12 protein-coding genes are annotated in these 12,346 nt (G+C 68.7%); all 12 read left to right on the top strand.

From position 1 onward, the window contains the following. Nucleotides 1–44 precede the first annotated feature (44 nt). Nucleotides 45–470, top strand: a complete 426-nt coding sequence (gene ndk / locus OMP39_RS08680) for a nucleoside-diphosphate kinase (RefSeq protein WP_264891356.1) — start codon at nucleotides 45–47, stop codon at nucleotides 468–470. Nucleotides 471–508: 38 nt separating this feature from the next. After that, nucleotides 509–1,645: a dual-specificity RNA methyltransferase RlmN gene (gene rlmN / locus OMP39_RS08675; RefSeq protein ID WP_264891355.1), complete on the top strand. Its 1,137-nt coding sequence runs from the start codon at nucleotides 509–511 to the stop codon at nucleotides 1,643–1,645. Continuing rightward, nucleotides 1,642–2,451 (top strand): type IV pilus biogenesis/stability protein PilW, encoded by an 810-nt coding sequence (gene pilW, locus OMP39_RS08670; protein WP_264891354.1) that lies wholly within the window; start codon nucleotides 1,642–1,644, stop codon nucleotides 2,449–2,451. Before rlmN ends, pilW begins: the two co-directional genes overlap by 4 nt. A gap of 58 nt (nucleotides 2,452–2,509) precedes the next feature. Further along, nucleotides 2,510–3,388, top strand: coding sequence for a helix-turn-helix domain-containing protein (locus tag OMP39_RS08665; protein WP_264891353.1), 879 nt, complete (start codon nucleotides 2,510–2,512; stop codon nucleotides 3,386–3,388). A gap of 22 nt (nucleotides 3,389–3,410) precedes the next feature. Continuing rightward, a complete protein-coding gene (ispG, locus tag OMP39_RS08660) occupies nucleotides 3,411–4,691 on the top strand; it encodes a flavodoxin-dependent (E)-4-hydroxy-3-methylbut-2-enyl-diphosphate synthase (RefSeq protein WP_264891352.1) in 1,281 nt (426 codons plus the stop codon). A 48-nt stretch (nucleotides 4,692–4,739) separates the two neighbouring features. Next, nucleotides 4,740–6,035 carry a histidine--tRNA ligase gene (gene hisS / locus OMP39_RS08655; RefSeq protein WP_264891351.1) on the top strand — a complete coding sequence of 432 codons (1,296 nt, stop codon included), beginning with the start codon at nucleotides 4,740–4,742 and terminating at the stop codon, nucleotides 6,033–6,035. Nucleotides 6,036–6,110: 75 nt separating this feature from the next. Continuing rightward, nucleotides 6,111–6,779, top strand: a complete 669-nt coding sequence (locus tag OMP39_RS08650; RefSeq protein ID WP_264891350.1) for a YfgM family protein — start codon at nucleotides 6,111–6,113, stop codon at nucleotides 6,777–6,779. Between the two features lie 10 nt (nucleotides 6,780–6,789). Further along, complete coding sequence (gene bamB / locus OMP39_RS08645; protein WP_264891349.1) at nucleotides 6,790–7,920, top strand: outer membrane protein assembly factor BamB; 1,131 nt, start codon at nucleotides 6,790–6,792, stop codon at nucleotides 7,918–7,920. 57 nt (nucleotides 7,921–7,977) lie between these two features. Then, nucleotides 7,978–9,327, top strand: a complete 1,350-nt coding sequence (gene der, locus OMP39_RS08640) for a ribosome biogenesis GTPase Der (protein WP_264891348.1) — start codon at nucleotides 7,978–7,980, stop codon at nucleotides 9,325–9,327. A 70-nt stretch (nucleotides 9,328–9,397) separates the two neighbouring features. Next, nucleotides 9,398–9,640: an RNA chaperone Hfq gene (hfq, locus tag OMP39_RS08635; protein ID WP_264891347.1), complete on the top strand. Its 243-nt coding sequence runs from the start codon at nucleotides 9,398–9,400 to the stop codon at nucleotides 9,638–9,640. A gap of 77 nt (nucleotides 9,641–9,717) precedes the next feature. Next, nucleotides 9,718–10,953, top strand: coding sequence for a GTPase HflX (hflX, locus tag OMP39_RS08630; protein ID WP_264891346.1), 1,236 nt, complete (start codon nucleotides 9,718–9,720; stop codon nucleotides 10,951–10,953). After that, on the top strand, nucleotides 10,950–12,344 hold the full coding sequence (gene hflK, locus OMP39_RS08625) for an FtsH protease activity modulator HflK (RefSeq protein WP_264891345.1): 1,395 nt from the start codon (nucleotides 10,950–10,952) through the stop codon (nucleotides 12,342–12,344). The genes hflX and hflK overlap by 4 nt, the downstream gene beginning before the upstream one ends. The last annotated feature ends 2 nt before the right edge of the window (nucleotides 12,345–12,346 follow it).

Raw genomic sequence — 12,346 nt, 5'->3', positions numbered from 1 at the left:
TAGAATAAAAAGCTTTGCCAAGTACTTGATCCAGGAGAATTTTCATGGCGATCGAACGCACGCTCTCGATCATCAAACCCGATGCCGTGGCCAAGAATGTCATCGGCCAGATCTACTCGCGCTTCGAGGCAGCGGGTCTGAAGATCGTGGCGGCCAAGATGGTCCACCTCTCGCGCCAGGAGGCCGAGCAGTTCTACGCGGTGCACAAGGAGCGTCCCTTCTTCAAGGACCTCGTCGAGTTCATGATCTCCGGCCCCGTCATGGTGCAGGTGCTCGAAGGCGAGAACGCGATCGCCAAGAACCGTGAACTGATGGGCGCCACCGATCCGAAGAAGGCCGCGCCCGGCACCATCCGCGCGGACTTCGCCGAGAGCATCGACGCCAATGCGGTGCACGGCTCCGACGCGCCCGAGACGGCGGCCGTCGAGGTGGCCTTCTTCTTCCCCGGGATGAGCGTCTACAGCCGCTGACCACGGCTCAAGTCCCCGCTTCTCAGGAAAGTCATGCCATGACGGCCAACCTGCTCGACTTCGATCTCGACGGATTGGCCGCGTTCTGCGAGCGGCTGGGCGAGAAGCGCTTTCGCGCGACCCAGCTGTTTCGCTGGATTCATCAGAAGGGCGCGAGCGATTTCGACGAGATGACCGACCTCGCGAAGTCGTTGCGCGCCAAGCTGAAGACGGCAGCCGAGCTGCGCGGGCTCAAGGTGCTGAGCGAACAGGCCTCGAGCGACGGCACGGTCAAGTGGCTGTTCGACGTCGGCGGCGGCAACGCCGTCGAGTCGGTCTTCATCCCGGAAGACGATCGCGGGACGCTGTGCGTCTCGTCGCAGGCCGGCTGCGCGGTGGGGTGCCGGTTCTGTTCCACCGGCCACCAGGGCTTCAGCCGCAACCTGACGACGGGGGAGATCCTCGCTCAGCTGTGGTTCGCCGAGCACCATCTGCGGGAGCGGCTTCGCCTTGCTCCGGGCGAGCGCGCGATCACCAACGTGGTGATGATGGGCATGGGCGAGCCGCTGCAGAACTACGCCGCACTCGTGCCCGCGCTGCGAGTGATGCTCGACGACCACGGTTACGGCCTCTCGCGGCGGCGGGTGACGGTCTCCACTTCGGGCGTGGTGCCCATGATGGACCGGCTGCGCGAGGACTGCCCGGTCGCGCTGGCGGTGTCGCTGCATGCGCCGACGGATGCCTTGCGCAGCGAACTGGTGCCGCTCAACCGCAAGTACCCGCTGGCCGAGTTGATCGACGCCTGCAATCGCTATCTCGAGGCAGCGCCGCGCGACTTCATCACCTTCGAGTACTGCATGCTCGACGGCGTCAACGACGGCCCCGAACACGCGCGCGCGCTCGTCGACCTGGTGCGCGGCCGTGTGCAGTGCAAGTTCAACCTGATCCCGTTCAATCCGTTCCCGGCGTCCGGCCTCAAACGCTCGCCGCGTGAGCGCGTCCAGGCGTTCGCTGAGGTGCTGATCCAGGCGGGCATCGTCACGACGGTGCGCAAGACCCGCGGCGACGACATCGACGCCGCGTGCGGCCAGTTGGCCGGCGAGGTGCAGGACCGGACCAACGTCCACAAGCGGTTGACGCGACAGCCGATCCGTATCCAACCCATCAGCGGCGAGAGCCGACAGGAGACTCGATGAATCGTCCCCTGCGCACTGCGTGGCGGCCCTGGAGCTGGGCGTTTCTGACCGTCTTGGCCCTGCTTGGTTGTGCGACGCCGCCGGGCGGGCAGGGGGAGCGCGACATCACGACCGCCTCGGACGAGACCGAGGCGCAGAAGCGGGCGCGCATCCGTCTCGAATTGGCCGCGGCGTACTTCGCGCAGGGCCAGGCCCGCACCGCGCTCGACGAGATCAAGCAGGCGCTGCAGGCCGATCCCAATTCGCCGCAGGCGTACAACCTGCGCGGGCTTGTCTACTCGAACCTCGGCGAGGACCGACTGGCCGAGGAAAGTTTCCGCCGTGCGCTCCAACTGGATGTACGTGACGCGGACGCCCGTCACAACTACGGCTGGTTCCTTTGCAATCAGCGGCGCTACCGGGAGTCGTACGCTCAGTTCGACGCGGCGCTCGCGATCCCGCAGTACCGCGAGCCCACGAAGACGCTGCTGGCCAAGGGCGTGTGCCAGGCCCGCGCGGGCGAGCTCGCGGATGCCGAGGCCACGCTGATGAAGTCCTACGAGATGGACCCGGGCAACCCGGCCACGGCCATGAACCTGGCCGCCGTGCTTCACCGCCGCGGGGACTACGAGCGCGCCCGCTTCTATGTACGCCGGGTGAACGCGGTGCCGCAGCTCGTCAATGCGGAATCCCTGTGGCTTGCCGCGCGCATCGAGCACAAGCTCGGCAACCGCGGGGGCGCGCGCGACTTCGGCGAACAACTTCGTCGCCGCTTCCCGGGCTCCCGGGAGGCGGCTGCCTTCGAGCAGGGCCGATACGATGACTGAGCGCGATCCGTCCCTTTCGTCCGAGGGGCAAGGCCCGGCCGGGCAAACGGCGGGCCAGATGATCAAGGCCGCCCGGCAAGCCGCCGGGGTCCACATCGCCGCGTTGGCCGCGTCGATCAAGGTGTCGGTCCAGAAGCTGGAGGCGTTGGAGGACGACCGCTACGACGAACTGCCCGATCCGACGTTCGCCCGCGCGCTGGCCAAGACCGTCTGCCGTTTCCTCAAGATCGACCCGACCCCGGTGCTTGCGCGCCTGCCAGAGCCCGGCACACCGTCGCGCCTCGAGCATGTGGCCGTCGGCCTGAACCAGCCGTTCCGAGACGGCGGCCTGCGGCGAAGCGATCGGCTCGATCTGGCCTGGTGGAGCCGGCCGGCGGTGTGGCTGCCCCTCTTGATCCTGCTGGCCGCGCTGGCGCTGTGGCTCATGCCGGCGGGGATGTTGCCTTCGCTGGGTGGGGGCGAGGAGGCCACCCCCTCGTCGCCCGCACCGAGCGCGCCCGCCTCCGGCCCTGCCGCGCCGGCCGCGCCCGCGTCTCCCGCTTCGCCGGCCTCGGAGCTGGCGGTGCAACAGCCGGTGCTGCCGCCGCTGCAACCCGCCTCGGTGTCCGGTGCGAACTCAGGCCCGGCTGCCGCGGTCGCCCAGCCTGCTGCGGCCCCGGCTGCGCCCGCGCCGCAGGAGCCAGCGGGTGCCGGCGACGCCGGCGGGTTGCTGGTCGTGCGTACCAGCGGCGAAAGCTGGGTGGAGGTGCGCGACGCGACCGGCCGGGTGCTGCTGTCCAAGCTGATGCGCAGCGGCGAAACCGCCCCGGTGGACGGCCCGCTGCCGCTGCGCCTGCTCATCGGCAATGCCAGTGTGACGGAAGTGTCAGTGCGGGGCCAGCCCCTCGACCTCAAGCCCTACGTGCGCGACAACGTCGCCCGCGTCGAGCTGCGCTGACCGCTCGCCAGAAGGGCCAGTCATGCACGAGACCCTCAAGCCCCTGAACGCGCCCATCGACCCGGCTCGACCGGCGCCGCGCCGCTCGCTGCAGGCGCGCGTCGTCTGGGGCCCGCGCGTCGTGACTATCGGCGGCGATGCCCCGGTGCGCGTGCAGTCGATGACGAACACCGACACCACCGACGTGATCGGCACCGCGATCCAGGTGAAGGAGCTGGCGCAGGCGGGTTCCGAGCTGGTACGCATCACGGTCAACACGCACGAAGCGGCCGAGGCCGTCCCTGCGATCCGCGAGCAACTGGACCGCATGGGGGTGGACGTGCCGCTGGTCGGCGACTTCCACTACAACGGCCACAAGCTGCTGACCGATGTGCCCGCGTGTGCCGAGGCGCTGTCCAAGTACCGCATCAATCCTGGCAACGTGGGCAAGGGCGAGAAGCGCGACCGTCAGTTCGCGCAGATGATCGAAGTCGCGATGCGCTACGACAAGCCCGTGCGCATCGGTGTCAACTGGGGCAGCCTGGACCAGGAGCTGCTGGCGGGCATGATGGACGAGAACGCGCGCCGGCCTCAGCCTTGGGACGCCAAGCAGGTGATGTACCAGGCGCTGGTCACGTCGGCGATCGAGTCGGCCCGACAGGCGGAGGCGTTGGGCATGCCGGCGCACCAGATCATCCTGTCGTGCAAGGTGAGCGGCGTCCAGGACCTCGTCACCGTTTATCGGGCGCTTGCCGAGCGTTGCCGCTATGCATTGCACCTCGGCCTGACCGAGGCGGGCATGGGCACCAAGGGCACCGTGGCCTCGGCCGCGGCGCTGTCGGTTCTGCTGCAGGAGGGCATCGGCGACACGATCCGGGTCTCGCTCACGCCGCAGCCCGGCGAGCCGCGCACGCAGGAGGTGGTGGTGGCGATGGAGATCCTGCAGGCCTTGGGTCTGAGGATCTTCGTGCCGAGCGTGACTGCCTGTCCGGGCTGCGGGCGCACGACGAGCACGGTGTTCCAGGAGCTGGCCAAGCAGATCGATGACTTCCTGCGCATGCAGATGCCGGTGTGGCGCTCACGCTATCCGGGTGTCGAGAGCCTCAAGGTGGCGGTGATGGGTTGCATCGTGAACGGTCCCGGCGAGAGCAAGCACGCCGATATCGGCATCAGCCTGCCCGGCACCGGCGAGGCGCCAGCTGCGCCTGTGTTCATCGATGGTCAGAAGGCCCTCACCTTGCGCGGCGAGGGCATCGCGCAGGAGTTTCAGAAGATCGTCGAGGACTACGTGGAGCGCCGGTTCGGCGCGAAGACGGTGGCCTGACGGCCCGGGGGTCGGGACGGCGCCACTCGCGAGCAGAGCAAGAATCAGATGGCAGACCAGAACAAGGCAATCCGTGCCGTCAAGGGCATGAACGACATCCTCCCGCCGGAGTCGGCGCGGTGGGAGTGGTTCGAAGACAAGGTGCGCGCGTTGATGCACCGCTATGGGTACGCCAACATCCGCACCCCGATCGTGGAGCCGACGCCGCTGTTCGTGCGCGGCCTGGGGGAGGTGACGGACATCGTCGAGAAGGAGATGTACTCCTTCGTCGACAGCATGAACGGCGACCCCCTGACACTGCGGCCCGAGAACACCGCCGGCGTGGTGCGGGCTGTGGCCGAGCACTCGCTGTTGTACGACGGCGGCAAGCGCGTCTACTACATGGGGCCGATGTTCCGCCACGAGCGCCCGCAGCGCGGCCGCTATCGGCAGTTCCACCAGATCGGTGCCGAGGCCCTCGGCTTTGCGGGGCCGGACGTGGATGCCGAGCTGATCCTGATGTGCCGGTCGCTGTGGCGCGACATCGGGCTCACCGATGTGCGGCTCGAGCTCAACAGCCTGGGCCAGCCACAGGAGCGTCGCGCCCACCGGGAAGCGCTGGTCGCCTACTTCGAGAAGCACCGTGACGCGCTCGATGCGGATGCGCAGCGGCGCCTGCATACCAATCCGCTGCGCATCCTCGACACCAAGAATCCTGCGATGCAGGAACTGGTAGAGGGCGCGCCCAAGCTGCTGGAGTACCTCGGCGAGGAGTCGCTGGCGCACTTCGACGCCGTGCGGCGCGTGCTGGAGGCCAACGGCGTCGAGTACAGGATCAACCCCCGGCTCGTGCGCGGGATGGACTACTACAACCTCACCGTCTTCGAGTGGGTCACCGATCGGCTCGGCTCGCAGGGCACGGTCTGCGGCGGGGGGCGCTACGACTACCTCATCGAGCAGATCGGGGGCAAGCCGGCGCCGGCGGTGGGCTGGGCGCTCGGCGTCGAGCGGGTGCTGGAGCTGCTCAAGGAACTCGGCGTGGAGCCCGACGTTCCGGGGCCGGCGGCCTATGCCGTCGTGCCGAGCAGCGAGGCCCTGGCGCCGGCCATGACCACCGTGGAGGCCTTGCGGGCGGCCGGCGTGTCCGTCTTGATGCATGCGGCCGGCCGCGACGGCCCGGGCAGCATGAAGAGCCAGTTCAAACGGGCCGACGCCAGCGGCGCGCGTTACGCACTGATCTTTGGCGAGAGTGAGCTTGCGCAGGGGCTGGTCGCGATCAAGCCGCTGCGCGAGGGCGGGGGCGAGCAGCGCACCCGCCCCTTGGCCGACGTGGCCCGCTGGGCTGCGGAACTCCTCACCGCATAATCACGCCGCGGGGCCGCGCTGCGGCCCTCGCTTTTTGAGCGGCTCCGACCGCCGCATCTCCTGCACGGAACGTCCATGGCGACCCATCTCGATCTCCAAGAACAGGAACAGCTCGACCAGCTCAAGCACTTCTGGAAGCAGTACGGCAACCTCATCACCTGGACGCTGATCCTCGCGCTCGGCGCCTTCGCGGCCTGGAACGGCTGGCAGCAGTGGCAGCGCAAGCAGGCCGTCGAGGCCAGTGCGCTGTTCGACGAGGTGGAGCGTGCCGCCCAGGCGGGCGACGCCGACCGGGCCCAACGTGCCTTCGCCGACATCAAGGAGCGCTATCCCAGGACCGCCTACGCCGCGCAGGCCGGGTTGCTGGCGGCGAGCACCTTGCAGGCGAAGGCCAAGGACGAGGCGGGCCGCGCCGCGCTCCAATGGGTGGCCGAGCAAGCCAAGCAGGAGGAGTACAAGGCGCTGGCGCGACTGCGTCTGGCGGGCCTCTTGATCGACTCGGGCTCGCATGACGAAGCCCTGAAGCTGCTGGAGAACATGCCGCCGGCATTCGAAGGGCTGGCGGCCGATCGCCGCGGCGACGCGCTGATGGCCAAGGGCGACAAGGCCGGGGCCCAGGCGCAGTACGAGAAGGCCTACAAGGCCATCCCGGAATCGCAGGACCTGCGCCAGCTCGTGCTGGCCAAGCTGACCGCACTCGGCGCACCCCCGGCGCCGGAGGCCGCAGCGTCGGCGGCGCGTTGAGGAGACGGGCATGAGCAAGACCGTCGCTCGTTCGCGTCTCGGCATCCTGGCCGTCTTTGGAGCGCTGCTTCTGGGCGCCTGTGGCGGTCCTGAGAAGCCCAAGCCCACGCCGCTGGAGCAGCCGGCGCCTTCGGCCGTGCAGCTGCAGCGGCTGTGGTCGCACCGCATGGACCGTTTCGCCTACCCACTCACGCCGCGTGTGGTGGGCGGCCGTGTGCTGGTGGCCGACAGCCAGGGGCAGCTTGCGGCACTGGAGCTCGCCAGCGGGCAGGTCGCGTGGCAGGCCAACGCCGGAGTCCCGGTGGCGGCAGGTGTCGGCAGCGACGGCCGTTGGAGCGCGGTCGTGAGCCGCAACAACGAGCTGATCGTGTTCGAGCAGGGCCGGGAGATCTGGCGCCGGCGTCTGCCGTCGGCCACCGTCACGGCGCCGCTGGTGGCCGGCGAGCGCGTGTTCGTCTACGCCTCCGACCGTTCGGTCCATGCCTTCGACGCCGTCAACGGAGGCAAGCTCTGGACGCTGCAACGCCCCGGCGACCCGCTCACCTTGGCCCACCCGGGCATCCTGATGCCGATGGGCGACACGCTCCTGGTGGGCCAAGGCTCGAGGTTGGCCGCCGTCGACCCCCTGCGCGGCACCCCGCGCTGGGAAGTGACCGTCGCCTCGCCGCGCGGGGTCAACGAGGTCGAGCGGCTGGCCGACCTGGTCGGCCCCGCCGCACGCGACGGCCGTACCGTTTGCGTGCGCGCGTACCAGCTTGCAGTCGGATGCATCGACGCGGCCACCGGCTCGCTGCTCTGGTCGCGCAACACGGGCGGCACCGCCGGTGTCGCTCTCGAAGGCCAGCGCCTGTACGGCGTCGATGCGCACGACCGTGTGACGGCGCGCGCCCGGGGCAACGGCGAGGTGCTGTGGTCCACCGAGCGGTTCCGCTTCCGCGGGCTCACGGCGCCGGCGGTGGCCGGCGAACTGCTCGTCGTGGGGGACGAGCAGGGGTACGTGCACCTGCTCGCCTCGCGCGACGGGCAGCCGCTCGGCCGCCTGGAGCTCGGTTCGGCACTGGCCGCGCCGCCTCTGGTGGCGGGACAGACCCTGCTGCTTGCCACCCGCGACGGCTCGGTGCACGCGTACCGGCTGCCATGAACCGCCTCTTGTCCACCCCTCGGCCTCCCTTGCGCGACTGACTGAAAGCCATCGACCATGAAACCCGTCATTGCACTGGTCGGACGACCCAACGTCGGCAAGTCGACGTTGTTCAATCGCCTGACCCGCTCGCGTGATGCGATCGTGGCCGACTACGCCGGCCTCACCCGCGACCGCCACTACGGCGACGGCAAGGTCGGCGAACACGAGTTCATCGTCATCGACACCGGCGGCTTCGAGCCTGATTCCTCCACGGGCATCGTGCGCGAGATGGCCAAGCAGACGAAGCAGGCGGTCGCCGAGGCCGATGCCGTCGTCTTCGTCGTCGACGTGCGAGCCGGCCTTTCCGCACAGGACCACGACATCGCGCAGTACCTGCGCTCCACCGACAAGCGCGTGATCCTCGCGGCCAACAAGGCCGAGGGTATGCGGGACGCGCCGCAGCTCGCCGAGTTCTACGAGCTGGGCATGGGCGAGCCGCACGCGATCTCTGCGGCCCACGGGCAGGGCGTGCGCAGCCTGGTCGAAGCCGCCCTGGAAGGGCTGGAGCCCGCACCCGAGCTCGGCGAGGAGGAGGGCGAGGAAGACGCCGAGGCGCCCGTCATCAAGCTCGCCGTCGCCGGGCGCCCCAACGTCGGCAAGTCCACCCTGATCAACACCTGGCTCGGCGAGGAGCGCTTGGTGGCCTTCGATCTGCCAGGCACGACGCGCGACGCCATCCGGGTGCCGTTCGAGCGCAACGGGCAGCGCTTCGAGCTGATCGACACGGCCGGCCTGCGGCGCAAGGGCAAGGTCTTCGAGGCCATCGAGAAGTTCTCGGTCGTCAAGACGTTGCAGGCCATCGCCGAGTCCAATGTGGTCGTGCTGCTGCTCGATGCCACCGAGGGCGTCACCGACCAGGACGCGCACATCGCCGGCTATGTGCTCGACAACGGCAGAGCGGTGGTGATCGCCGTCAACAAGTGGGACGCGGTCGACGACTACCAGCGCCAGATGCTGCAGCGCTCGCTGGAGCAGCGCCTGGCCTTCCTCAAGTTCGCTCCGGTGTTGCACATCTCGGCGCTCAAGCGCCAAGGTCTGGGGCCGCTGTGGAAAGCGATCGCCGACGCCCACGCCTCGGCCTTCCGCAAGATGCCGACGCCGGTGCTCACGCGCCTGCTGCACGAGGCCGTCCAGTTCCAGGCCCCCAAACGCGCGGGGATGTTCCGCCCCAAGCTGCGCTACGCGCACCAGGGCGGCATGAACCCCCCGCGCATCATCATCCACGGCAATTCGCTCGAGCACGTCACCGAGGCTTACAAGCGCTACCTGGAAGGGCGCTTCCGGGAGCATTTCAAGTTGGTGGGGACGCCCTTGCGCATCGAAATGCGCTCGTCCCGCAACCCCTTCACTGAGAAGGACTCCTGACCCCCTGGTCGGAACCCCGGGGCCCTGTGTTAACGTGCGGGCTCCGGAACTTTTCAACACGGAGCATATCGTGAGTAACAAAGGGCAACTTCTACAAGACCCGTTCCTGAACCTGCTGCGCAAGGAACACGTGCCGGTGTCGATCTATCTCGTCAACGGCATCAAACTGCAGGGCCACATCGAGTCTTTTGATCAGTATGTGGTGCTCTTGCGCAATACCGTGACCCAGATGGTCTACAAGCACGCGATTTCCACCGTCGTGCCGGGTCGCGCAGTGAACTTCCACGTCGGAGAGCAGTCCGAATCTCACTGAGGCCACCGGGTGCCCGACACCGGGCGCCCGCATGCCGCGGGTTCCTCCTTCTCATCACGGCTGACGCGACCCCCACTTTGAATTCTTCTTCTCCGGCGAGCCCGACCCGCACTGTGCTGGTCGGCGTGGATTTCGGCCCTGGTTCGCCTTTCGACCCCACGCTCGACGAGCTGGCGCTGCTCGCCGAGTCCGCGGGGGAGCAGCCGGTCGCGCGACTCACGGCGCGCCGCAAGTCGCCCGATCCGGCCCTGTTCGTGGGCAGCGGCAAGGCCGAGGAGATCAAGGCCCTGGTGGATGCCCACCAGGCGCAGTCGGTGCTCTTCGATCAAGCGCTTGGCCCGGCCCAACAGCGCAATCTCGAGCGGTTCCTCGGCGTGCCGGTGGCCGATCGGACGACGCTCATCCTGGAGATCTTCGCTCGCCGCGCTCAGAGCCACGAAGGCAAACTCCAGGTGGAACTGGCCCGCCTGCAGTACCTCTCCACCCGGCTCGTGCGCCGCTGGACCCACCTGGAAAGGCAGCGGGGTGGCGTGGGTCACCGGGGCGGTCCCGGCGAAACGCAGATCGAGCTGGACCGCCGCATGATCGGCCAGCGCATCAAGTCGCTGAAGGCGCAGCTGGAGCGGGTCAAACGGCAGCGCAGCACGCAGCGGCGCTCGCGCGAACGCAACAACACCTTCACCGTCTCGCTCGTCGGCTACACCAACGCCGGCAAGTCCACGTTGTTCAACGCGCTGGTCAAGGCCCGCACCTACGCGGCCGACCAGCTCTTCGCCACGCTCGACACCACCACGCGGCAGCTCTACCTGGCGGAGGCCGAGCGGTCGGTCTCGCTGTCCGACACCGTGGGCTTCATCCGCGATCTGCCGCACACCCTGGTCGAAGCCTTCCAGGCGACGCTGCAGGAAGCCGCCGATGCGGACTTGCTGCTGCACGTCGTCGACGCGGCCAGCCCGTCGTGGCAGGAGCAGGTGGAGGAGGTGCAGCGCGTGCTCAAGGAGATCCAGGCCGACGACATCCCCCAAGTGGTCGTCTTCAACAAGGTCGATCTGCTCGAGGCCTCCGGCCGCCCGCGCGCCGCGGTCGATGCCTTCGAGGTCGAGCCCCACCGCACCGTGCCGCGCGTGTTCGTGAGCGCAGCGCAGGGCGAGGGATTGGACGAATTGCGCCATATCATCGCGCAGGCGGCGCTCGGGCAGCTCGAACTGCCGGTGGCCGCCGAGCCGCAGACGCCGGCCGAGGACGGCGAGCCCGCCCCGGCCTGCGCATCGGCCGACACACAGAAGAATCGAGTCTCCACTGCAAGAGCATGAACACGAGCACCTCTTACGCTTCCCGAGCGAGGTCGGGTCGGGCCGTCGGCGGCCGCATCAAGGCGGTGAGCCTGGCGCTCGCGCGCCTTCTGGCGGGCACTGTTCGCTGGACGGGCCACCGGCTCTTGAACCTGAACGATTCACGCTGGGGGCGTCAGCTCGATCCACAAGCCAATGAGCCCACCCGCCATCAGCAGGGGGGGCCGGGCGGAGGACGCAATGACGGCCCGCCGGACCTGGACGAGTTGTGGCGCGACTTCAATCGCAAGCTGAGCGGCCTGTTCGGTGGCAAGGGTGGCGGGCCCCGCCCGGGCGGCAACGGCGGGGGTGGAGGCTTTCAGCCCGACATGCGCGGCGCCGGCCTGGGCGCGGGCCTGATCGCGGGGGTGGTCGTACTCATCTGGCTCGGCAGCGGCTTCTTCATCGTGCAGGAAGGCCAGCAGGCGGTCGTGATGTCGTTCGGCAAGTTCGCCTACACCACCGACGCCGGCTTCAAGTGGCGCATGCCGTACCCGTTCCAGTCCCACGAGGTCGTGCCCGTCACTCAACTGCGCTCGGTGGAAGTGGGCAGCGCCTCGGTCATCCCCGCCACGGGCCTGCGGGATTCCTCGATGCTGACGCAAGACGAGAACATCGTCGACATCCGCTTCACCGTGCAGTACCGCCTGAAGGACGTGCGGCAGTACCTGTTCGAGAACCGCCGCCCGGACGATGCGGTGGTGCAAGCGGCGGAGTCCGCGGTGCGCGAGATCGTCGGGCGCAGCAACATGGACCAAGTGCTCTACGAGCAGCGCGACGCGATCGCGGCCGACCTGGTCAAGCTGATCCAGTCCCAGCTCGACAGGCTGAGCGCCGGCATCCTCATCGCCAACGTGAACGTGCAAAGCGTGCAGCCGCCCGAGCAGGTGCAAGCCGCGTTCGACGACGCGTTCAAGGCGGGGGCCGACCGCGAGCGCCTCAAGAACGAAGCGCAGGCCTATGCCAACGAGGTGATTCCGCGCGCGCAGGGGACCGCCTCGCGGCTGCGCGAGGAGGCCGAGGGCTACCGATCGAGGATCGTGGCCCAGGCCGAGGGCGATGCCGACCGGTTCCGCGCGATCCTGGTCGAGTACGAGAAGGCGCCGGGCGTCACGCGCGACCGCCTGTATCTGGAGACGATGCAGCAGATCTACGCCAACACCGCGAAGGTGCTCGTGGATGTGCGCAACAACAGCAACCTGCTGTATCTGCCGCTCGACAAGCTGATGCAGCAAACCGGCGGCGCGGCCTACGGCTCCGCCGGGGCCGCGGCCGCTCCCTCGGGCAGCGAGAGCACGTCGGCTCCGTCCCCCACACCCGCCGACACCCGCGCCCGCGACAACCAGCGTACGCGCGAGCGCGAGAGCCGATAAGT

This window comes from Schlegelella aquatica, assembly GCF_026013905.1.
Taxonomy (GTDB): domain Bacteria; phylum Pseudomonadota; class Gammaproteobacteria; order Burkholderiales; family Burkholderiaceae_C; genus Caldimonas; species Caldimonas aquatica.
This window is presented reverse-complemented; position numbering and strand designations above follow the sequence as displayed.

What these genes read in the sequence shown, in the direction of transcription:
- ndk (WP_264891356.1), top strand. Translation starts at nt 45, where the DNA reads ATGGCGATCGAACGCACGCTCTCGATCATCAAACCCGATGCCGTGGCC.
- rlmN (WP_264891355.1), top strand. Translation starts at nt 509, where the DNA reads ATGACGGCCAACCTGCTCGACTTCGATCTCGACGGATTGGCCGCGTTC.
- pilW (WP_264891354.1), top strand. Translation starts at nt 1,642, where the DNA reads ATGAATCGTCCCCTGCGCACTGCGTGGCGGCCCTGGAGCTGGGCGTTT.
- OMP39_RS08665 (WP_264891353.1), top strand. Translation starts at nt 2,510, where the DNA reads ATGATCAAGGCCGCCCGGCAAGCCGCCGGGGTCCACATCGCCGCGTTG.
- ispG (WP_264891352.1), top strand. Translation starts at nt 3,411, where the DNA reads ATGCACGAGACCCTCAAGCCCCTGAACGCGCCCATCGACCCGGCTCGA.
- hisS (WP_264891351.1), top strand. Translation starts at nt 4,740, where the DNA reads ATGGCAGACCAGAACAAGGCAATCCGTGCCGTCAAGGGCATGAACGAC.
- OMP39_RS08650 (WP_264891350.1), top strand. Translation starts at nt 6,111, where the DNA reads ATGGCGACCCATCTCGATCTCCAAGAACAGGAACAGCTCGACCAGCTC.
- bamB (WP_264891349.1), top strand. Translation starts at nt 6,790, where the DNA reads ATGAGCAAGACCGTCGCTCGTTCGCGTCTCGGCATCCTGGCCGTCTTT.
- der (WP_264891348.1), top strand. Translation starts at nt 7,978, where the DNA reads ATGAAACCCGTCATTGCACTGGTCGGACGACCCAACGTCGGCAAGTCG.
- hflK (WP_264891345.1), top strand. Translation starts at nt 10,950, where the DNA reads ATGAACACGAGCACCTCTTACGCTTCCCGAGCGAGGTCGGGTCGGGCC.